Raw genomic sequence first — 20,218 nt, 5'->3', positions numbered from 1 at the left:
GGCGCGTGCGCAGTGACGGCTCGGCGCTAAGTGTGCGCCGCTGGTGGCGCTCGGCAGGCTTCGCGTGGGCGGGTGTGCAGCACGCCTACCGCACGCAGGGGAACTTCCGCGTGGAGTGCTGGGCGGCGCTGCTGGCCCTGGGCGCGGCCGGCCTGCTGCGCGCGCCCCTGACCCCGGTGGCGCTGGCGTGCGCGCTGGTGCTGAGCCTGGAGCTGCTGAACACGGCGCTGGAAGCGGTGGTGGACCTCGTGAGTCCCGGCGTGCATCCGCTGGCGAAGGTGGCCAAGGACGTGGCGGCGGCCGCGGTGCTGATTGCCAGCGCCGGCGCGCTGCTCGTGGCGGCGGACGTGCTGCTGCCCCGGCTGCTGCGCGTCCTGTGGGGCACCTGAACTGAACGGGGCGTAAACGCAGCCCTGCACTGCGTCAGGCCGCCCTGTGGCAGCATGCCCGCGTGACTGACCTCTCCCCCGCGAGCGTGACCCTGCGTGGCCGCAGACCCCGGGACCTGCCCACGCTGCGCCGCTGGCTGACCGACCCGGACGCCGCGTGGCGCGCCTGGGACGCGCCCTACCTGCCTGCGCAGGAAACCACCGCGTCCCTGCAACGCTACGCTGAGCAGCTGGCCTCCAGCCCTCCCCATCCGAACGAACGGGTGATTGACGTTGCCGGCGTGGTGGTGGGCATGGTGAACCGGGCCGAGGAGGACCCGGCGGGGAGCGGCTGGTGGGACCTGGGCATCCTCATCTACGACCCGGCGCACTGGGGCCGCGGCCTGGGCGCGCGCGCCCTGAGCCTGTGGGTGCAGGCGACGCTGGACGAGACGGACGCCCACGTTCTGACGTTCAGCACCTGGAGCGGCAATGAGCGCATGCTGCGCGCCGCCGCGAGGCTGGGGTTCCGGGAGGCCGCGCGGATCCGGGAAGCCCGGGCTGTCGGCGACAGGCGCTTCGACGCCGTGCGGCTGGACCTGCTGCGCCGCGAGTGGCCGGGAGGGGCGTAACGTGCCGCCCAGAGGCCGGGAAGACGGCGCGACGCTGAACCCGCCGGGGTTCGTCGCCACCCAGGACCTGAAGGACCGGGGCTGGACACCCGCGCTGATCCGGCGGTTCCTGGGTGAGCACGACCGGACCCGGCCGAACGGCCTGCGCATGGGCCGCCGCCGACTGCCCCCAGTGAAGCTGTACGAGGAGGCGCGGGTGCTGGAGGTGGAACGCGACGACGCGTTTCTGGCGGCCCAGGCCCGCGCCGCGGACGCCCGGGAGCGGGCCGAGCGCACGCGCGCCGCCCGGACCCAGGCCCGGCAGGAGCAGCTGGAGCGTGCCGCAGCCGAGTACGTGCCGGTCATTCAGCCGCAGCCGCTGCGCAAGGGAGCGGTCCGCAAGGCCCGTGAGCCTTACCTGCCGGCGGTGGAGGCCCGGCTGGACCAGCTGGCGCGGGAGCTCCCCCGCCTGACCGAACGGGAGCGTGACGTTCTGTCCGCGCTGCTGCGCACCCAACTGGACCGGGCGCTCGCTGCAGCCTACCCCTGGTTCCCGTCGCCGGACGCAGCGGCGCCCGCCAGGCCGTCCGGAACGGCGAAGGCCAGTGACTGGCGCACCTGGGAATGGGATTAGGGGCGGCTGTGCTTACAGGACGTCGTCGGCGCTGCCGCGCTTGCGGAGGTTGTTCTGGGTCTTGCGCCAGCGCAGCGCCTTCACGATGGCCGGCGCGGCCGGATTCAGGTTCAGGTCGTACGCGGGGTACCAGACGCGCTGTTCACTGAACTTCAGCTTCATCTTGAACACGCCGAAGGAGTGCTTCTCCTCGTCAAGCGTCCGGGGAATGCCCCAGAAGTCGAACAGTTCGTAGCCGCGGCGCCGGGCGTCGAGCATGGCGTTCCAGTAGAAGGCGTCGGGCGCCTTGGCGTCCTTGACGGGGGAGCCGTCGCTTTGCATGCGGTCGTCACGGACGCTGCCGCCGAACAGGTAGTACGTGCCCTTGCCCATGGCCAGGAAGAACCCACCGGCCAGCGCACGCCCCTCGTGGCGCGACAGCACGATGTACGCCTCGCCGCCGTGCGCGTTGCCTTCGCGCAGCATCGTCTCATAGTACGCGCGGGGGAACGCGCCGAGTTTGGCGCGTTCGTTCGTGGCGGTGAAGATCTCCCAGAACGCGTCGAAGTCGTCGTCCCGGCCCGCCACGACACCCATTTTCTGCGCGGTGCGGACGTTGCGCCGCGCCATGGAGTGCAGGCCGGCGAACAGCTCGTCCTCACTGCGGGTCAGGTCAGCCACGATGGTGTGCTCAGGCTGCTCGGTCTCGGCCCGGCGGAACAGGCCGTACTCCTCGGGCAGGGTCACGCCCTCGGACGCCAGAAACGGCACCGGCGGCTCGATTTTCAGCAGGGCGTCGGTGGGGCGCGCCACCTTCCTCACGGCCTCACCCACCGCGGGCAGCAGGTCCAGGTTTTCCAGCGCCGGTCCGCGCGGGGCGTACAGGGTGCTGAAGCCCGGCACGAGTCGTTTGCGGATCAGCTGCAGCGCACCGACCGTCCGGCTGCCGTCCATGATCAGGTAACGCATAGGCTGCTGGCCCAGCGTCCGCCGCGCCTCGCCGTACCCCCAGCCCTGCAGGGCGCTGGTGATGGGCAGGTTCCGCACCGTGTCGTCGTACACGCGCGGATCGGAGGTTTCTACAAGGGTCAGGCGCACGGGGGGGATTGTAGCAGGGCGCACCAGAACACGCAGGAGCGGTTCACGCCGTCATCATGGACGATTGGCGTCCGGACGCTAGAGTGCAGGGGTGAAACGATTCCTGCTGACCGCCCTGCTGCTCTCGGGCGTGGCGCTGGCCCAGACCAGTGCGCCCGCGACACCCACCACTGCGCCCGCCACGACGGCCGCCCCCGCCCAGGACTCCACGGCCGTTGTGGCGCGCGTCGGGCAGGAGTCGTTCACGGTGGCGGACTTCGACCGGGCGTTCCGGCTGGCGGTGGCCCGCGTTCTGAACGCCCAGGGCATCCCCTTCGAGGTGAGCTACCTCACGGAATTCGCCGAGGCGCGCGGGGACTTCCTGAAACAGTACGTGCGTGACCGCGCGGTGTACCAGCTGGCCCGCGTGAACAACAAGGCCGACGCCAGCACCCTGGACAAGCAGATGCAGGAAGCCCGCGCGGACTTCGAGACGGACGCCGCCTTTCAGGACGCCCTGATTGCCACCGGGTACGGCAGTGCCGACGAACTGCGCGCCGAACTGGAACGTCAGGCGATCGTGGGCGCGTACCTGCAGGGCATCCAGAAACGGTTCACGTTCGGCGACGCCCTGGTCAACGGGTACTACAACCTGCACAAAGACGCCTTCCGGCAGGATCCGGAAGCGTGCGTGAAGCACATTCTGGTGACCACGCAGGCCGAGGCGCAGGCCATCACCAAGGACCTCACGGGCGGCGCGGACTTCGCGGTGCTCGCCAAAGCGAAGAGCCAGGACCCTGGCAGCGCCGCGCAGGGCGGGGACCTGGGCTGCTTCGGCCCGGGGGAGATGGTGGACACCTTCGACGCGGCCAGCTTCAAGGGCGCCGTGAATCAGGTGCAGACCGTGCAGTCGCAGTTCGGCTGGCACGTGCTGGTCGTCACCAAGCGCACCCAGGCCGGCCTGCTGCCCCTGGCGGAAGCCGCGCCCAGGATCCGCGAGCAGCTGGCGCGCGAAGCGTCCCAGAAGTACCTGGACACCCAGGTGGCCCGCATCAGCAGCGAAAGCTTCCCGGACCGCGTGGGCGCCGTGCCCGCCACGAAGTAAGGTCTCTCAGGCAGGCCCGCTTCCCCTATAGGGAGCGGGTCTGCTGCGTTGATGACCGCGCCCTGTCTGACAGTCTGGCGGCACCAGGCGCCGCGCGGCGCTACCCTGGGGCATGACGGACACCACGCGCAAAAGCAAGTTGAACTGGAACAGTCATCAGGTGACGCAGGGTGACGAACGGGCCCCGAACCGCGCAATGCTGCGCGCCGTCGGCTTTCAGGACGGCGACTTCGAAAAGCCGATCATCGGCGTGGCCCACGCGCAGAGCAACATCACCCCCTGCAACAACGGCCTGGGCGAACTCGCCGATCACATCACCGGTGCCATCCGGGAGGGCGGCGGCATGCCGCAGGTGTACGGCACCATCACCGTGTCCGACGGCATCAGCATGGGCACCGAGGGCATGAAGTGCTCCCTAGTGAGCCGTGAGGTGATCGCCGACTCCATCGAGACGGCGTCACGCGGCATGTCGCACGACGGAGTGATCGTGGTGGGCGGCTGCGACAAGAACATGCCCGGCGCCATGATCGGAATTGCCCGCCTGAACATTCCCGCCATCTTCGTGTACGGCGGGACCATCAAGCCCGGACACTACGACGGCAAGGACCTCACGATCGTCAGTGTGTTCGAGGCGGTCGGGGCGTTCGGCGCCGGGAAGATCAGCCGCGAAGACTTCACGGAAATCGAGAAGCGCGCCTGTCCCGGCAACGGATCGTGCGGCGGCATGTACACCGCGAACACCATGTCCTCCGCCTTCGAAGCGATGGGCATGAGCCTGCCCCACTCCAGCACCATGAGCGCCGTGGACGCCGAAAAGGCCGTCTCCAGCGCCGACAGTGCGCGCGCGCTCCTGCGCCTGATTGAGCAGGACATCCGTCCGCTGGACATCCTCACGAAAGAAGCCTTTGAGAACGCCATCACGGTCATCATGGCGGTCGGAGGCAGTACGAACGCCGTGCTGCACCTGATGGCCATCGCCCACGCCTGCGACATCGACCTGACCCTCGCGGACTTCGAACGCATCCGCGAACGCACCCCGGTGTTCTGCGACCTGAAGCCCAGCGGCCGGTACGTTGCCACCGACCTGCACGAGGTGGGCGGCATCCCACGCGTCATGAAGATGCTGCTCAAGGAAGGCCTGCTGCACGGCGACTGCCTGACCGTGACCGGCCGAACCGTGGCCGAGAACCTCGCCGACGAGCAGGACGAACCCGACGCCGGGCAGGACGTCATCCGACCGTTCCAGACGCCGCTGTACACCGAAGGTCACCTCGCAATCCTGCGCGGCAACCTCGCGCCGGACGGCTCAGTGGCCAAGATCAGCGGCCTGAAAAGCATCAAGATCACCGGACCCGCCCGGGTGTTCAACAGTGAAGAGGACGCCATGCACGCCATCATGGGCAACCAGATCCGCGCCGGTGACGTCCTCGTCATCCGGTACGAGGGGCCACGGGGCGGCCCCGGCATGCGCGAGATGCTCTCCCCCACCAGCGCCATCATCGGCAAAGGTCTCGGCGACAGTGTCGGCCTGATCACCGACGGACGCTTCAGTGGCGGCACGTACGGCCTCGTGGTGGGGCACGTGGCACCCGAAGCGTTCGTGGGCGGCCCTATCGCGCTCGTCGAGGAGGGCGACATCATCGAGCTGAACGCCGAAACGCTGACCCTCAACGTGCAGCTCAGCGCCGAGGAGCTCGAGCGGCGCCGGGCCGCGTGGGTGGCGCCAGAGCCCCGTTACACACGCGGCGTGCTCGCCAAGTACGCCCGGCTGGTCAGCAGCGCCGCCGTTGGCGCCTACACCGACTGAACCCCCAGCAGGCGGAGGCCGGGGGAAGGCAACCGTGGCAACCATCAACCTGACAGACCACCTTTATAGTTGTCACTCATGAATCCGTCAGCTTTCCTCTCTGCCTCCGGCCCGGGGCTCGCGTGAAGATCGCGGTGCTGTGCCACGCGAGCGCCGGCGGCTCCGGCGTCGTCGCCACCGAACTGGGCCTCCAGGTCGCCCGCGCCGGGCATGAAGTGCACTTCGTGGGCTCTGCCCAGCCTTTCCGGCTCGCCGGGCACGGCGGCATGCGCGGGCCGTACTTTCATCAGGTGGGCGGCTACGCCTACGCCCTGTTCGACCAGCCGTACCCCGAACTCGCGGCCGCGAACACCCTGACCGAGGTGATCCTCGAACACGGCGTGGACCTGTCACACGCGCACTACGCCATTCCGCACGCCACGGCCGCCATTCACGCCCGCGCCATCACCGGCCGCACCCGCGTGATGACCACCCTGCACGGCACGGACGTCACGCTGGTCGGCCTGGAACCCGCGTTCCGCAGCACCACCCGGCACGCCATTGAACGCAGCGATCACGTCACTGCCGTCTCCCGCTACCTCGCAGAGCACACCCTTGAAGTGTTCGGCGTGGACCGCGACATCGAAGTTATTCACAACTTCGTGGACAGCGACCGCTTCGTGCGGGTCACCGACCCCACCATCCGCGCCCGGTTCGCTCACCCGGACGAGGCGCTGCTCGTGCACGTCAGCAACTTCCGCCCTGTGAAACGCGCCGCGGACGTGGTGCAGGTGTTCGCACGGGTCGCGGCGGAAATCCCCGCGCGGCTCCTGATGATCGGAGACGGCCCGGAAAAGCCCCGCGCTGTTGAACTCGCGCAGCAGCTGGGCGTCATTGGACGCACCCACTTCCTGGGCTCCTTCCCGGATGTGGAAACCGTGCTGGGCATCAGCGACCTGTTCCTGCTGCCCAGCCAGCAGGAAAGTTTCGGACTGGCGGCACTCGAGGCCATGAGCTGCGAGGTGCCGGTTGTGGCAGCGCGCGCCGGCGGCATCCCAGAGGTCGTGCAGGACGGCGTCACCGGTTTCCTCGCCGACGTGGGTGACGTGGACCGCATGGCCGACGCCTCCCTGAGCATTCTGCGCAACCGTGACCTGTACCAGCTGATGGGGCAGGCCGGGCGACAGGCCGCAGTCGAAACCTTCCATCCCTCGAGAATCGTGCCGAAGTACCTCGCAGCGTACGAACGAACGGTCCGGGGCGAACCCGTCGCCTGAACCTCTAAGAAACGTCAAAGGGAAGCGCCCCGGTCATAAGAACCGGGGCGCTCCTCTGCACCTGGCTCAGGCGCTGTAGGACAGACCACCATGGCGTGACGAGGTCCGGGCATCATCCATCGCGCGGGCCAGGGCACGCTGGTGCGCCGCAAGTCTCAGGTGACGGTCGGCAAGATCCATCATGGCCTCCCGCACCGCGGGAAATAACGTTGCCTCGTCAGCCTGAGCGCGAAGGGTGAAAGCGTGGGTGTCATTCAGGCGGGCCGCAGTCCGAAGGGCCTGGGCCGCTTCAGGGGAAACGTCAGTCATCCCCGCCATGCTGCCCGACCGCCTCACCGCCCAGCCATTGGAAACCTCACACGCTGGGGGTCAGGCACACCTGACAGTCGTCGACAGATGCCACGTACCGTCATTCTTCCCCTCTCCCGGCCTTGCGCCTCCAGCCTCGCGGTTACCGCCGCCCCAGAAGGGCTCCGCAGCTTCTTGAGTAGTGCACCTCGCCGGGGTGTACCCTCAAAACTTTTTTTGGGCCTTGCACCCGTGTGAGCAGGGTTCAGACATCAGGAAGTCCACCAGGAACGTCGTTTGACCCGTACTCCTGTGTGCCACCCATCCTGACTCCGGGCTGGATCAGCACACTGCTGGGGCCAGCCTTTCGAGGGCCGGGGCGCCCACGCGGATGGTCAGGGTTCCACTGTGACGAGTTCCCGCACCTCATGCTGATGAACCGGACCATGCCAATCAGGCTCGGCCCACGCCTCAGGAGTTCACCGGACGCCGCGCCGCTGGTCGAGCCGATCAGGTCCTGACAGATGACCGGCCAGTACCGCTGACGCTGCCAGGGCTACAGAGCCAGCTCCATTGGCGCTACCTCCTCACGCCATGCGGACACAGCCCTGTACGTGCCTTGCAGCGCAGAAATGTGAGCGCCAGGTTCCCAGGCCGAGCGAGAGTCGCGTGAGCTCCACCTGCCCGCGTCTACCCACCAAGCTGAACTGGAAACCGCACCAGACTCCCCTCTGAGCTGTTAAACAAAAACCCGCGCCTGAGCACGGGTCTGCTGATGGTGGGCGGTGAGGGATTTGAACCCCCGACCTATCGCTTGTAAGGCGAGAGCTCTACCGCTGAGCTAACCGCCCACGCGGCCTGACATACTAGGCCAATGCAGTGGCCGCTGCAAGTGGGTGGGCGTTTTACCGGTCGTTTGTGATGCCTGGCGTGCGCCCAGGCGCATTTGGGGTATAGTGTGAAGGTAGTTCCTCGAACGGAGGGTGGGTGGGAACCCACCTTTTTTCGTGGAGGGGGTGGTTTCAGGCTGGCTGTCAGCCGACACAATATGAATAACAACGGAAACAACCAACTTGTGGAGATTGCCCGTACGGCGCTGGAGCCGTTGGGGTATGAGGTGCTGGAAGTGCAGGTCCAGAACCTGGGGGGTCAGCCGGTCGTGCTGGTCCGGATTGACCGTCTGGATGAGCAGCCCGTGACGGTTGATGACCTGACCCGGGCCAGCCGCGCGGCGGAAGTGGAGTTTGACCGCGTGGATCCGATTGCCGGGGAGTACCGCCTGGAATTCGAATCGCCAGGTGGAAAGCGGCCGCTGCTGCGCGCACGGCATTTTGAGCGCATGCTGGGCCTGAAAGTCCGCGTGCGTGGGGAGGGGCAGTCGTTCACGGCCCCTGTGACCGGGGTGGACGGGGACCAGATCACCTTTACGGTGAATGGAGAGCCGCTGACCCTGAGGGCCGGGACCTTCCAGGCGAACCTGGCAGAGTTCCCGGACCGTCACCGTTAAGTACCAGAGTCCTGAGTGCAGGGCACTCGAAGGAAGAGTGAGATGAGCCAGCCGGAATTTAATTTTGCCGATGCGCTGCGTGAAGTGGCGCAGGCACGAAACATCAACGAGATGCAGCTGATCGAGGCGTTCGAGCAGTCACTCGCGCAGGCGTACACCCGGAACGTTGAGCCGGACAAACGCATCGAGGTGCACCTGGACCCCCAGAGTGGTGAGCTGGAGGTGCTGGTGGTGCGTGAGGTCGTGGAGAAGGTGGAGGACGAGCACCTTCAGATCTCCCTGGCCGACGCGCTGGAGCTCGATCCGGGCGTGGAAGTGGGCATGGAGATGGAGTTTCCCGTGGACCGCGAGAAGTTCAGCCGGATCGCACTGCAGGCCGCGAAGCAGACGCTGACGCAGAAGATGCGGGAAACCGAACGCAACGTGGTCTTCAACGAGTACAAGGACCGCGAGGGTCAGGTGCTGACCGCGCAGGTGGTCCGCAGTGACAACAAGGGGAACTGGTTCGTGGAGCTGGGGGCCGGTGAGGCAATCCTGCCGCCGCGCGAGCAGATTCCCGGGGAGAAACTCACGCCCGGTAACCGCGTGAAGATCTACCTGAAGGAGGTTCGCAAGACCCCCAAGGGCCCGACGATCCTGGCCAGCCGGGCCGATGAGCGTCTGCTGGATTACCTGCTGAAGCAGGAGATTCCGGAGGTCGCCAACGGCATCGTGGAGGTCAAGGCCATCAGCCGTGAGGCGGGGCAGCGCAGCAAGGTGGCGGTCTTCAGCCACAACAGCAACGTGGACCCGATCGGGGCGTGCATCGGTCACCGCGGGAACCGCATTCAGGCAGTGACGGGTGAACTGGGCCGTGAGCGCGTGGACGTGATCCTGTGGGACGCGAACACCCGTGACTTCATCCGCAACGCCCTGTCGCCCGCGAAGGTGGGTTTGATCGAGGTGCAGTCCGAGCGGCGCGAGGCGACCGTGACGGTCACGCCCGATCAGCTGTCCCTGGCCATCGGCAAGGGCGGTCAGAACGTGCGTCTCGCGGCGAAACTCACCGGGTTCAAGATTGACCTGCGTGAAACGGCCGCGATCAGCGATCTGGACGCCGCGATGCAGCAGGCCCTGCAGGACGAGCAGGAGGGCCGCGACACGACGACCGCCCAGTCCGCGTTTGACGCGCTGTTCAAGGACAGCAAGTCGGTCGCGACGGCCAGCCCGGACGACGTTCAGGAGTAAGGGTTGACTGGCGCGGCCTTCCCTGCTGCTGCGGCGGGACACGTCCCGGAACGCACGTGTGTGGCGTGCCGGCGGCGGCGTCCGCAGGCGGCGTTCATCCGCGTGGCCCGTGAGGGCGGCGTGTGGGGCGTGCAGGAAGGACACCGGTCGGGCCGGGGCGCGTACGTGTGTGCCGATTCCCCAAGCTGCTGGCAGGAGAAGCGGTTGCGCCGGGCGTTCGGAGCGCAGGCTCCGGGCGTTGCGCAGGCGCTGAGTGCGCGGCAGTCCACTGATTCATCCCGCGCCTGATTCCCGGTTGTTCCGGGCGGGCGGCGGGCCTCACCGGAGGTGAGCATGTCGAAAGTTCGTATTTACACCCTCGCCAAGGATCTTGGCGTCGAGAACGCCAGGATGCTGGAGATCCTGGATGGTCTGGGCGTCTCCTACAAGAGCGTGAGCAGCACCATTGAGGAAGACACGGTCGAATTGATCAAGGAAATTCTCGCGGAGGAGTCCGGCCAGGGCGGCGCAGCAGCTACCGCTGCGCCCGCTGCCGACGTGAGTCCCGCCGCGGCTGAACCGGCTGTTCAGACGGCCGCCGTGCAGGTCGCCGAACCTGAGGTGCAGACGGAACCGGCGGCGACCGCTGCACCGGAAGTGCCTCACCGTGCGCCGGTCGTGACGATCATGGGTCACGTGGATCACGGGAAGACCAGCCTGCTCGACTACATCCGCAAGACGAAGGTCGCGGCGAAGGAAGCGGGCGGCATCACCCAGCACGTCGGGGCGTTCGAGGCGAAAACCAGTAAGGGCCGCATCGTGTTCATCGACACGCCCGGTCACGAGGCGTTCACGACCATCCGCGCGCGCGGGGCGAACGTCGCGGACATCGCGATCATCGTGATTGCTGCCGATGACAGCCTGATGCCGCAGACGCGCGAAGCCATTGCGCACGCGCAGGCGGCGAAGGTGCCGATGATCGTTGCGATCAACAAGGTGGACCTGCCGCAGGCGGATCCCGAACGCGTCAAGACGGACCTGACGCAGCTGAACCTCGTGCCGGAAGAGTACGGCGGCGACCTGATCGTCGTGCCTGTCTCGGCCAAGACGGGTGAAGGGGTCGAGGACCTGCTGGAGTACATCAGCCTGACGGCTGAGATTGAGGACCTGCGCGCCGACCCGAAGGGCACCTTTAGCGGCGTGATCATCGAGGGCAAGGTGGACAAGCAGGCCGGCGTGCTCGCCACCGTCATGGTGCAGGAAGGCACGCTGCACGTCGGCGACTTCCTGGTTGTGGGCGAGAACTACGGCAAGATCAAGGCCATGACGGACAGCAACGGCGGCCGCATCAAGGACGCCGGTCCCAGCACGCCCGTGCAGATCCTGGGCTTCAGCGATGTGCCGCACAGCGGTGAAACGGTGACAAGCGCCAAGAACGAGCACGCCGCCCGCGAACTCGTGGCTCAGCGGGTCGGCACCCGCCGCGACGCGGAGAATGCCCGCGTGCAGCGCCGCCTGACCCTGGAAGAGATGATGGGGCCACTGGGCAGCGTCCGCACCGTGAACCTGATTCTGCGTGCTGACACGCAGGGCAGCGTGGAGGCCATTCAGGGCATCCTGGCGCGCAAGGAAAGCGACGACGTGAAGATCAACGTGATGCTGGCGGGAATCGGCGCTCCGACCGAGGGGGACGTGCTGCTGGCCAGCACCGCCGAGGCGACCATCCTGTGCTTCAGCGTCACGGCGTCTGGCGGCGTGAAGAAGGTCGCGGAGAACAAGAGCGTGGACATCAAGTCCTTCCGGATCATCTACGAACTCATTGACGAGGTGGACCGCCTGATCAAGGGCAACCTCGAACCGGTGTTCGAGGAACGGTACCTGGGCCGCGCAGAAGTCCGCATGGTCATCCGTCACCCGAAAAGCGGCAACATTGCCGGGTCGTACGTCACGGACGGCAGCCTGAAACGCAACGCCCGCGCGAAGGTCACCCGTGGCAAGCAGGTCGTGTACGAGGGCACCATCATCGGCCTCAAGCGCTTCAAGGACGACGTCCGTGAAGTGCAGACCGGGTACGAGTGTGGCATCAACCTCGACTGGAATGACGTCACTGAAGGCGACATCATCGAAGCCAGCGAGATGGTGGAAGTCGAACAGGCCTGAAGCCTCCCCAGGCTGCTTTGAGAACCACCCCCGACCGGCCGGTCGGGGGTGGTTTTGTCCAGTGGTGAGCGGCGCCGGGGGAACAGTCTGTGCCCAGGCCGGACCGTTCTGGTTCTGATTCCCGGGAGACCGTCGCGGCGCCGCGTCACGGTCCAGCAGGTTCGAGAGGGGTTCAGGTGCCGCTGGGGCTGCCGTCGGTGTTCTGAACGGGGGCCGAGGCGCCCTGGTCTTCATGGTCGCCGCGAGGACCGTCGGGGCCCATCGGTCCGCCGTGCCGGCCATGTCCCCCGGGGCCGTGCCCGGCGAAGGCGAAGGGGTTGTCGGCGAGACGCTGCTTCATTTCCGCGGCGCGGTCGCTGGGAACGTCACCGGCTTTCAATGCGGCGTCGATGGTGGCGGTCCCGGCCTTCACGGCCGCGGCTTTGAGTTTCTCAGGCGTGACCCCGAGCTGCTGGGCGAGGTTCTTGAGGTACGCGTCGGCGTAGTTGGTCCCGCTGAGCTGCGGGCGCTGGGCGGGTTGCGTCTGGTTCTGCTGGGCCGGGCTGCGCTGGCCGGGCTGAGCGGGTTGCACGCGCTGCGGCGTCTGGGAGGTAGCGGCGCCCTGCTGGGCGAGCACCAGTCCGGCGGTCAGGGGGAGGGCAGCGAAGGCAATCAGGGGCAGGCGGTTCTTCATGGGGGCACGCTCCGTGGGGGTGAGGAGGGACGGGCCAGCGGGAGGGCCGGGGGCCGGTCATGACGCGGCCGGGCGGGGGGGCGGGCCCGCAGCGGGGTGGGCTGAGCTCCGGAGTTCAGCCACAGGCGCAGTGTGGCCCCCGCGTGTTAAGAGGCTGCTAATTGACAGTGCGGGGGTCTGCTATGCTGGGTCGCCTTGAGATTCCCTCGTTCTTTTCTGCGGGTCTGGCAGCGTGCGCTGCTGGGCTGGCCGGGGCTGTTCCCGCTGCTGCCGCTGCTGGCGGTGCTGCTGGGCACGCCGCCGAGCCTGCCGGAGCCGGGGGTGCGCTGGGCTGCCGGGAGTGTCACCCCGGCCCTGCCGGAGCTGCGCCCGGCACCGGCGCCCGGCGTGCCGGTGCCGCTGGCGGCGGGCGAACCGCCGCGGCCGTTCCGGCTGCCGGACGTCAGGCCGGCCCTGGCGCCCTGGGTGCCGGTGTGGGCGGCGCCGTCACGGCGGGTGTCGTTGAGTGAGCTGGGGCGACGTCAGGCTGACGGGGGCTGAAGGAACGCCCGGTGGGGTGCAGTCTGGCCTGTCGTTTCATTCCTTTCTTTTTTCTGGAGTATCTCGTGACCTACGGTAACAAACGCAACAAGAATGGTCGTCCCGCGCCGCGTGGCAGCGGACCGACGGCCGGTAGACCAAATCTGTGGACGGGCCTGCTGCTGCTGCTGACGCTGCTGGCCTCGCTGGCGTTCATCTGGCGGCCCTGGCAGCATCAGGCCACCCCGTGGAGCCTGTGGAATGACAAGTTCCAGTTCATGACCCTGGGGCTGGACCTGAAGGGCGGCCTGCGTATTGAGCTGGCGCCCGAGACAGGAACCGCCACGAAGGATGAACTTGAGCGGGTCAAGACAGTGATTGAGAACCGCATCAATGCGCTGGGCGTGGCCGAACCCACCGTGACGGTCGCGGGTGGGCGGCGTGTGGTGGTGGAAATCCCGGGCGCCACCCCGGCCGTACAGGACCGCGCGCGGGCCATCATCCAGAAGACGGCGCGACTGGAGTTCAGGATTGTGCAGCAGGGCGCGCAGCCGGATCAGGCGCTGGCGCAGAGCAACCCCCGCACGGGCGGGTACACGCTGATGCAGCTGGGGCCGGTGGAGGCCACCGGTGAGGTGATTGCAGACGCGAAGGCCGCGACGGATCCGCAGTCGGGCCGCTGGGTCGTGACGTTCCAGACGACCGACAAGGGCGCGCAGACGTTCGGTGATTTCACCGGGAAGAACGTGAACCGTCTGATGGCGGTGGTGCTGGACGATCAGATTCAGAGTGTGGCGACCATTCAGCAGCGGCTGTTCCGTGACGTGCAGATCACCGGGAACTTCGACGCGGATGAGGCGAACCAGCTGGCACTGGTGCTGAAGTCCGGCGCGCTGCCCATCAAGATCAAGACGGAGGCGGAGCGCGCGATCGGTCCGAGCCTGGGGGCGGATGCCATTCGCAGCGGCGCCATTGCCGCGCTGGTGGGCATCGGGCTGGTGTTCGTGATGCTGTTCGGCTACTACGGTTTCTGGTTCGGTCTGGTGGGGGCGCTGGGTCTGCTGTTCTCCAGCATCGTGATTCTGGGCATGCTGGCTGGCTTCGGGGCCACGCTGACCCTGCCGGGCATCGCGGGTCTGGTGCTCACGATCGGCGCCGCGGTCGATGGGAACGTGATTTCCTTCGAGCGCATCAAGGAAGAGCTGTACCGCGGCAAGGGCATCAAGAACTCCATCCGGGCCGGGTACGATCACTCCACGGCCGCGATTCTGGACGTGAATGCCTCGCACCTGCTGTCCGCGCTGGCGCTGTACAACTACTCCACCGGTCCCGTGAAGGGCTTCGCGGTCACGCTGATCATCGGGGTGGTGGCGTCCACGTTCTCGAACCTGGTGTTCGCCAAGTGGTTCATTCAGTGGCTGGCGCAGCGCCGGCCGAACATGAGCGCGCCGCAGTGGATCAAGGACACGCACATTGACTTCATCAGGCCGGCGCCCTTCATCACGACGCTCAGCGTGCTGCTGGCCATTGCGGGCGGCGCGGTGCTCGCCACGCGGGGCCTGAACTTCGGGGTGGACTTCACGAGTGGTACGACCATGTCGGTCAAGACGAGCAGCGCGACGACGACCGAGCAGGTCCGCGAGGCTGTGACGGGCGCGGGGGTGGAGAAGGTCAACGGCCAGAGCACGGTGATTCAGCGGACGGTCACGCCGGGTGTGGAGGGTGCGTCGTACACCGTGAAGGTTCCGGAGCTTACGCGTGCGGAAATCAACCGTGTGGCGGCCGCTGTCGAGAAGCTGCCGCAGGGTGAGAAACAGTCGGACGAGACTGTCGGGCCGGCTGTGGGACAGGAGCTGACGCAGAAGACCCTGTATGCGGTGCTGCTGGGCATGGGTCTGATTCTGATCTACGTGGGCTTCCGCTTCGACTTCATCATGGGGCTGGGCAGCATCCTGGCGGTGCTGCACGATGTGGGCATCGTGATGGGGCTGTACTCCCTGCTGGGGCTGGAATTCTCGATTGCCAGTGTGGCGGCGCTGCTGACGCTGATCGGTTACTCGCTGAACGACTCGATTATCGTGTCGGACCGCATTCGCGAGAACATGAGGGAGATGCGCGGTAAATCGTACCGGGACATCGTGAACGCCAGCATCAACCAGACGCTGTCGCGCACGGTCATGACGTCCGTGAGCACCATGCTGCCGCTGCTGAGCCTGCTGATCTTCGGTGGGCCGGTGCTGCGGGACTTCAGCCTGGTGCTGCTGGTGGGCATCCTGATCGGGACGTATTCCAGCATTTACATCGTGGCGCCGCTGGTGGTGTACTTCGAGGAGTGGAACCGCCGGCGCAAGGGTGGGGCGCAGACCGTGAAGGCCTGAGTCGAGGCTGACCGGGTGGCTGTGGGGACGACCCCACAGCCACCTTTCATTTGAAATATCAATAAACAGTTACACATATCACTCGACAGGTCGGGGGGCAGCGGGGTATGCTGCCCGGCGATGAGCATGCACGACCAGAAAACCGTCGCCATTGTCGGCGGCAGTGGCTACGCCGGCGGCGAATTCCTCCGTCTCGCGCTGGGTCACCCTCAGCTGAACGTCACCCAGGTCACCAGCGAGCGGAACGCCGGGACACCCGTCAGCATGGTGCACCCCAACCTGCGCGGCCGCACCAATCTGAAATTCCGCCGGGCCGCGGACCTCGACGAGGCCGACATCATCGTGCTCGCCCTTCCGCACGGCAGCGCCGCAAAGAAGATCAGTGACTACGAAGCCCGGGGCAAGGTCATCGTGGACCTCTCCGCCGACTTCCGCCTGAAAGACCCCGAGGTCTACCGCGCGGTGTACGGCGAGGACCACCCCACCCCGGACCGGCTCGGCGAATGGGTGTACGGCAATCCCGAACTTCACCGCGAAGACCTGCGGGGTGCCACCCGCATCGCCTGCGCCGGCTGCTTTGCCACCAGCGTCATCCTGGCCCTGTACCCGCTGCTGAAACTGGGCGTACTGCTGCCCAAGGACATCATTGCCACTGGCCTGGTGGGCAGCAGCGCCGCCGGCGCCAGCGCCAGCGACGGCAGCCACCACCCGGAGCGGGCCGGCAGCCTGCGCGTGTACAAACCGGTCGGTCACCGCCATACCGCCGAGGCGCAGCAGGAACTTCCCGGTCACTTCCCGCTGCACCTGACGGCAATCAGCACCCCACGGGTGCGCGGCATTCTTACCACGGCGCAGGCCTGGATTCCCGACGGGTACAGTGACCGCGATGTGTGGAGCGCCTACCGCGAGGTGTACAGCCAGGAGCCCTTTATCCGGATTGTGAAGGTCGCCAAGGGAATTCACCGCTACCCGGACCCCATGCTGCTGGACGGAACCAACTACTGCGATCTGGGCTTCGAGATGGACATGGATACCGGGCGCGTGGTCCTGATGAGCGCCATCGACAACCTCGTGAAGGGCACGGCCGGGCACGCCATTCAAAGCCTGAACATTGCCCACGACTGGCCCGAAACGACCGGTCTGGAGTTCACCGGCCTGCACCCGGCCTGAACCCGGGTGGAAGCACGCGCGGCGGCCCCCACCATGCCGGTGGGGGCCGCCGCGCGTTGTGCCCGCTCCGCGCAGGCCGTTCTCAGTCCCGGGGAATGTTCACATCGAACAGCGCACGGACGAATTCACGGCTGTCAAACGGCTGCAGGTCCTCAGGCTGTTCGCCCACCCCGATAAACTTGATGGGCACGCCCAATTCACGCACGATCGGAATCAGAATGCCGCCCTTGGCCGTGCCGTCCAGCTTCGTGACGATCACCCCGGTCAGCGGCGTGGCCTCGTGGAACTTCTTGGCCTGCTGCAGCCCGTTCTGGCCTGTCACGGCGTCCAGCACCATCCACACCTCGGCAGGTTCGCCGGGGTCGGCCTTGTCAATCACGCGGCGCACCTTCTTGAGTTCCTCCATCAGATTGTGCTTGTTGTGCAGGCGCCCGGCGGTGTCCACGAGCAGCAGGTCAGTGCCGCGCGCGGCACGGGCGCTCGCGCCGTCAAAGGCGACGGCGGCGGGGTCACTGCCGTCAGCCCCCTGCACCACCGGGATCCCCAGGCGCTCGCCCCATACGCCCAGCTGCGTGCCTGCGGCGGCGCGGAAGGTGTCGCCGGCCGCGAACATCACGCTCCGCCCACGGGTCATGTAGTACTGGCCGAGCTTGGCAATGGTGGTGGTCTTCCCGACGCCGTTGACGCCGATCACCATGACCACGTGCCCTTTGGGGTCCACGCTGCTGCGGCGCGCTTCCGGAGCGAAGCCCAGTTTGCGGAACTCGGCGCGGCGCGCATCCGGCTCGAGTTGCAGGGTCAGGGCGTCCATCAGGGCGTCCTGAAGGTTGCGGCCCTCGGCGCGGCGAACGTCCTCGAGGATCTCATCCGTTGCGGCCCGGCCGACGTCCGCGGCGATGAGGGCGTACTCGAGGTCTTCGATGGTCTCCAGGCGGTTGGTCAGCACGTCCCGGACGTCCGTGCCCAGGAAACCAGCGGTGTCGTTGATCTGCTTGCGGGTCTTGCTGAGCCCGTCCCGGAGGCGTTCAAGCCAGCTCACGCGGCGGCTCCGGCGGGGCGGGAGAAGGTGGGGTGCATACGTTCACCATAGCGTCCCCAGGAGCAGGCGCGTGCCCCTGGCCCGCCGGGCCCTTCAGCCGGGCGGCGACCCGCGCATCAGCAGCAACTTCAGGCTGCCCAGCCGCGCACGACTGAAACTGCCCTTTCCCAGCACGCGTTCCCCGGCAGCGAGGACCGGAACGTCATCACCGAAGCGGCGACGCAGGTCAGGATCCAGGTCCACGTTGACCCGCTGGAACGTGAAGCCCATCGCCTCCAGGTTCGTGCAGGCCAGGTCGCACAGGCCGCACCCTGGCCGGGTGTACAGGGTCAGGGCGGGCAGGGTCATGCCGGGACGGCGGCGTGCGGCCGGGCGACCAGGGTCATGGCCTGCACCGGCGCGTACATGTCACTGGAGGTCAGCAGATCGCCCACGCTGGAGTACGTGCGCAGCACCTGCCCGCCCTGACGCACCGCGTACATCTGGCCTTCCGGTCCCACCTGAATCAGCCACGGAGCGTCGGTGGGCTCGCCCACCAGGGTGTCCATGGCGAAGGTGAGGCCCGGCGTGCCGTCGGCCTCAATCTTACGGACCTTGCGGGCCACGCTGTCCACGATGTACACCGCGCCGAACTGGTCCACGCCGAGGCCTTCCAGGGGCCTGAGGCTGTCACTGTTACGGTCCAGCCGGAACGCGAAACGGCTGATGTACTCGCCCTGGGGCGTGAACCGCTGCACTTCATTGTTGCCGGTGTCCAGAACGTACACGTGCCCGTCGGGCGCCGCGACAATCGCGCGGGGCCGCTCGAAGCGCCCCATACCCTGCCCGTGCCCGCCAAAACGCCGCACGAAATGCCCCTCCAGGTCGAACACGGCCACGTGGTGCGCTTCGGCGTCCAGCACGTACACCTGTCCCTGCGACACGGCGATACCAACCGGTTGCAGCAGTTCGCCCTCACCAAGACCGTACGCCCCGAAGGACAGGAGTTCCCGGCCGTCCGGGTTGAGCTTGCGGACCAGGGCGCCGGCCCGGCCCTGCCGGTAGTCGAGCAGGGTCACGTACAGGTTCCCTTCGTGATCACTGGCCATGGCGTTCGGCGCGCCGGGCATGCCCTGGGCACTCTGATCGCGCAGCGTGGCGCGCAGTTTGCCCTTCAGGTCCAGCAGGCGGAGCGTGCCGCGTTTCTCCTGCACGCTCAGGGCCAGGGCAACGGGGTCGTTGAACACCTCGTCGGTCAGGATCCCGGCGTCAATGCGGGCGATCACGTCGTCCAGGGCCGGCCGCGAGGCGGGGTCCTTCTCGATCATGTGCAGGATCAGGTCGTTCAGTTTGCCCGGCACTTCCAGACGCACCTGCTTGGGTGGTTTGGGGTACTCGAACACCTGCTGGTGCACCACGGCCTCGTAACTGCCCTTGAAGGCGGTCTGTCCGGTGGCCATCTCGTAGGCCAGCAGGCCCAGGGAGTACACGTCGCTGCGGGCGTCCACGCGGTTGCCTTTGGCCTGCTCGGGCGCCATGTAGATGGGCGTGCCGACGCGTGCGCCGGTCATGGTCAGGCGCGTCAGGACCTTTCCGACGGCAATGCCGAAGTCCATGAGTTTCACGCCGCCCTCACGCAGCACGCCGTCAATGAAAGCGTTTTTCAGCAGCATCACGTTGGCCGGTTTGATGTCGCGGTGCACCACGTTCTGCATGTGAATGTGGCGCAGAGCGTCGGCCAGGGCGCGCATCAGCTGGGCGCACTCGTTGAAGCTGAGGCTGCGCTGCTCCAGCACGGATTCGAGGCTGTCGCCGTCCAGGAACTCCATGGAAATGTAATGCTCGGGGTCCTGCATGCGGTAGTCGTACACCCGCACGATGTTCGGGTGACTGAACCGTTTGAGAACTTCCGCCTCCCGGTAGAAGCGCTTCACGAATTTGGCGTCCGCGAGGTACTTGTCCTGCGGGACCTTCAGGGCCACGATCCGGCCGTCCTGCCGGCGCCGGGCGCGGTACACGCTGCCCATGCCGCCGATACCGATGCGGTCGAGCACCTCGTAATCCTGAAAGCGCAGGTCAACGGTGGACTGCACCTGTGTCAGGGTGCTGCGCCGCGTGCTCAGGGTGGGTTTCATGGTGCGCTGGACCTTCACGGGCCGCCCGGGCCGGTCGAGGGTGGGCAGCACCACGCGCCCCATCCGGTACGCCCCGGTCACCACCACGAACGCCGCGAGGGCCAACACAGTCTGCGCCCGGTCGAGATTCCCGAAGTTCAGGCCCTCACCCTGCGGGCCGCCCACACCCAGCGCCAGCGCCCCCATCAGCAGGGCAATCAGCGCCACGGCACCCCCCACGATGATGCTCAGCAGGCGCTCGGAGGCACGGACCGCCAGGAAGACGCCCACAACGAACAGAGACGCGAGCAGCAGGGGAATCACGCCCGCGCCTCGGGAGGAACGGAA

19 protein-coding genes and 1 tRNA gene are annotated in these 20,218 nt (G+C 67.1%); 13 read left to right on the top strand and 7 right to left on the bottom strand.

What is annotated here, in order from left to right; genetic code table 11:
- Positions 1-5: 5 nt before the first annotated feature.
- The 3 genes from LAJ19_RS05255 to LAJ19_RS05245 all read left to right on the top strand — a co-directional run bounded on the left by LAJ19_RS05255 (position 6) and on the right by LAJ19_RS05245 (position 1,613).
- Positions 6-389 (top strand): diacylglycerol kinase, encoded by a 384-nt coding sequence (locus LAJ19_RS05255; protein WP_225477273.1) that lies wholly within the window; start codon positions 6-8, stop codon positions 387-389.
- Between the two features lie 62 nt (positions 390-451).
- Positions 452-1,000 (top strand): GNAT family N-acetyltransferase, encoded by a 549-nt coding sequence (locus LAJ19_RS05250; protein WP_225477272.1) that lies wholly within the window; start codon positions 452-454, stop codon positions 998-1,000.
- Position 1,001: 1 nt separating this feature from the next.
- A complete protein-coding gene (locus LAJ19_RS05245) occupies positions 1,002-1,613 on the top strand; it encodes a hypothetical protein (RefSeq protein WP_225477271.1) in 612 nt (203 codons plus the stop codon).
- Between the two features lie 12 nt (positions 1,614-1,625).
- Here LAJ19_RS05245 and LAJ19_RS05240 read toward each other — a convergent pair whose 3' ends face one another.
- Positions 1,626-2,690 carry a lipid II:glycine glycyltransferase FemX gene (locus LAJ19_RS05240; RefSeq protein ID WP_225477270.1) on the bottom strand — a complete coding sequence of 355 codons (1,065 nt, stop codon included), beginning with the start codon at positions 2,688-2,690 and terminating at the stop codon, positions 1,626-1,628.
- A 91-nt stretch (positions 2,691-2,781) separates the two neighbouring features.
- Between LAJ19_RS05240 and LAJ19_RS05235 the strand changes: the two genes are divergently transcribed.
- From LAJ19_RS05235 to bshA, 3 genes are all read left to right on the top strand, one after another.
- On the top strand, positions 2,782-3,774 hold the full coding sequence (locus LAJ19_RS05235; protein WP_225477269.1) for a peptidylprolyl isomerase: 993 nt from the start codon (positions 2,782-2,784) through the stop codon (positions 3,772-3,774).
- Positions 3,775-3,886: 112 nt separating this feature from the next.
- Complete coding sequence (gene ilvD / locus LAJ19_RS05230) at positions 3,887-5,581, top strand: dihydroxy-acid dehydratase (RefSeq protein ID WP_225477267.1); 1,695 nt, start codon at positions 3,887-3,889, stop codon at positions 5,579-5,581.
- A 122-nt stretch (positions 5,582-5,703) separates the two neighbouring features.
- Positions 5,704-6,837: an N-acetyl-alpha-D-glucosaminyl L-malate synthase BshA gene (gene bshA, locus LAJ19_RS05225; protein WP_225477265.1), complete on the top strand. Its 1,134-nt coding sequence runs from the start codon at positions 5,704-5,706 to the stop codon at positions 6,835-6,837.
- A gap of 66 nt (positions 6,838-6,903) precedes the next feature.
- On the opposite strand, the gene LAJ19_RS05215 is transcribed toward bshA, so the two are convergent.
- Together LAJ19_RS05215 and LAJ19_RS05210 are read right to left on the bottom strand one after the other, a co-directional pair.
- Positions 6,904-7,146 (bottom strand): hypothetical protein, encoded by a 243-nt coding sequence (locus LAJ19_RS05215; protein WP_225477263.1) that lies wholly within the window; start codon positions 7,144-7,146, stop codon positions 6,904-6,906.
- Positions 7,147-7,901: 755 nt separating this feature from the next.
- A tRNA-Val gene (locus tag LAJ19_RS05210) sits at positions 7,902-7,976 on the bottom strand.
- 197 nt (positions 7,977-8,173) lie between these two features.
- Between LAJ19_RS05210 and rimP the strand changes: the two genes are divergently transcribed.
- Genes rimP through infB form a run of 4 tightly spaced genes read left to right on the top strand, consistent with a single transcriptional unit; the run spans position 8,174 to position 11,998 of the window.
- The gene (gene rimP, locus LAJ19_RS05205) at positions 8,174-8,632 is read left to right on the top strand and encodes a ribosome maturation factor RimP (RefSeq protein WP_225477261.1); all 459 of its coding nucleotides are present in this window, start codon (positions 8,174-8,176) and stop codon (positions 8,630-8,632) included.
- A 42-nt stretch (positions 8,633-8,674) separates the two neighbouring features.
- Complete coding sequence (gene nusA / locus LAJ19_RS05200; RefSeq protein ID WP_225477259.1) at positions 8,675-9,859, top strand: transcription termination factor NusA; 1,185 nt, start codon at positions 8,675-8,677, stop codon at positions 9,857-9,859.
- Positions 9,860-9,919: 60 nt separating this feature from the next.
- Complete coding sequence (locus LAJ19_RS05195) at positions 9,920-10,147, top strand: YlxR family protein (protein ID WP_225523204.1); 228 nt, start codon at positions 9,920-9,922, stop codon at positions 10,145-10,147.
- A gap of 45 nt (positions 10,148-10,192) precedes the next feature.
- On the top strand, positions 10,193-11,998 hold the full coding sequence (infB, locus tag LAJ19_RS05190) for a translation initiation factor IF-2 (protein ID WP_225477257.1): 1,806 nt from the start codon (positions 10,193-10,195) through the stop codon (positions 11,996-11,998).
- A gap of 172 nt (positions 11,999-12,170) precedes the next feature.
- Here the strand turns inward: infB and LAJ19_RS05185 are convergent, their stop codons facing one another.
- A complete protein-coding gene (locus tag LAJ19_RS05185) occupies positions 12,171-12,671 on the bottom strand; it encodes a hypothetical protein (protein WP_225477255.1) in 501 nt (166 codons plus the stop codon).
- 195 nt (positions 12,672-12,866) lie between these two features.
- Between LAJ19_RS05185 and LAJ19_RS05180 the strand changes: the two genes are divergently transcribed.
- From LAJ19_RS05180 to argC, 3 genes are all read left to right on the top strand, one after another.
- The gene (locus tag LAJ19_RS05180; protein WP_225477253.1) at positions 12,867-13,211 is read left to right on the top strand and encodes a hypothetical protein; all 345 of its coding nucleotides are present in this window, start codon (positions 12,867-12,869) and stop codon (positions 13,209-13,211) included.
- A 65-nt stretch (positions 13,212-13,276) separates the two neighbouring features.
- Positions 13,277-15,568, top strand: a complete 2,292-nt coding sequence (gene secD / locus LAJ19_RS05175) for a protein translocase subunit SecD (protein ID WP_225477251.1) — start codon at positions 13,277-13,279, stop codon at positions 15,566-15,568.
- Between the two features lie 126 nt (positions 15,569-15,694).
- Positions 15,695-16,738, top strand: a complete 1,044-nt coding sequence (gene argC, locus LAJ19_RS05170; RefSeq protein ID WP_432804239.1) for an N-acetyl-gamma-glutamyl-phosphate reductase — start codon at positions 15,695-15,697, stop codon at positions 16,736-16,738.
- A gap of 82 nt (positions 16,739-16,820) precedes the next feature.
- Here argC and ftsY read toward each other — a convergent pair whose 3' ends face one another.
- The 3 genes from ftsY to LAJ19_RS05155 form a co-directional block, all read right to left on the bottom strand.
- The gene (ftsY, locus tag LAJ19_RS05165) at positions 16,821-17,777 is read right to left on the bottom strand and encodes a signal recognition particle-docking protein FtsY (protein ID WP_225477247.1); all 957 of its coding nucleotides are present in this window, start codon (positions 17,775-17,777) and stop codon (positions 16,821-16,823) included.
- A gap of 93 nt (positions 17,778-17,870) precedes the next feature.
- Positions 17,871-18,125 (bottom strand): glutaredoxin family protein, encoded by a 255-nt coding sequence (locus LAJ19_RS05160; RefSeq protein ID WP_225477245.1) that lies wholly within the window; start codon positions 18,123-18,125, stop codon positions 17,871-17,873.
- Positions 18,122-19,891, bottom strand: coding sequence for a protein kinase domain-containing protein (locus tag LAJ19_RS05155; protein ID WP_432804238.1), 1,770 nt, complete (start codon positions 19,889-19,891; stop codon positions 18,122-18,124). The genes LAJ19_RS05160 and LAJ19_RS05155 overlap by 4 nt, the downstream gene beginning before the upstream one ends.
- Between the last annotated feature and the right edge of the window lie 327 nt (positions 19,892-20,218).

The sequence above is a fragment of the Deinococcus taeanensis genome, from assembly GCF_020229735.1.
Taxonomy (GTDB): Bacteria; Deinococcota; Deinococci; order Deinococcales; family Deinococcaceae; genus Deinococcus; species Deinococcus taeanensis.
Note: the sequence above shows the minus strand (reverse complement) of the source record. Positions and strands in the feature narration are given on the sequence as shown.

What these genes read in the sequence shown, in the direction of transcription:
- infB (WP_225477257.1), top strand. Translation starts at nt 10,193, where the DNA reads ATGTCGAAAGTTCGTATTTACACCCTCGCCAAGGATCTTGGCGTCGAG.
- nusA (WP_225477259.1), top strand. Translation starts at nt 8,675, where the DNA reads ATGAGCCAGCCGGAATTTAATTTTGCCGATGCGCTGCGTGAAGTGGCG.
- rimP (WP_225477261.1), top strand. Translation starts at nt 8,174, where the DNA reads ATGAATAACAACGGAAACAACCAACTTGTGGAGATTGCCCGTACGGCG.
- ilvD (WP_225477267.1), top strand. Translation starts at nt 3,887, where the DNA reads ATGACGGACACCACGCGCAAAAGCAAGTTGAACTGGAACAGTCATCAG.
- LAJ19_RS05160 (WP_225477245.1), bottom strand. Translation starts at nt 18,125, where the DNA reads ATGACCCTGCCCGCCCTGACCCTGTACACCCGGCCAGGGTGCGGCCTG.
- argC (WP_432804239.1), top strand. Translation starts at nt 15,695, where the DNA reads ATGCACGACCAGAAAACCGTCGCCATTGTCGGCGGCAGTGGCTACGCC.
- LAJ19_RS05155 (WP_432804238.1), bottom strand. Translation starts at nt 19,891, where the DNA reads ATGAAACCCACCCTGAGCACGCGGCGCAGCACCCTGACACAGGTGCAG.
- LAJ19_RS05185 (WP_225477255.1), bottom strand. Translation starts at nt 12,671, where the DNA reads ATGAAGAACCGCCTGCCCCTGATTGCCTTCGCTGCCCTCCCCCTGACC.
- LAJ19_RS05215 (WP_225477263.1), bottom strand. Translation starts at nt 7,146, where the DNA reads ATGACTGACGTTTCCCCTGAAGCGGCCCAGGCCCTTCGGACTGCGGCC.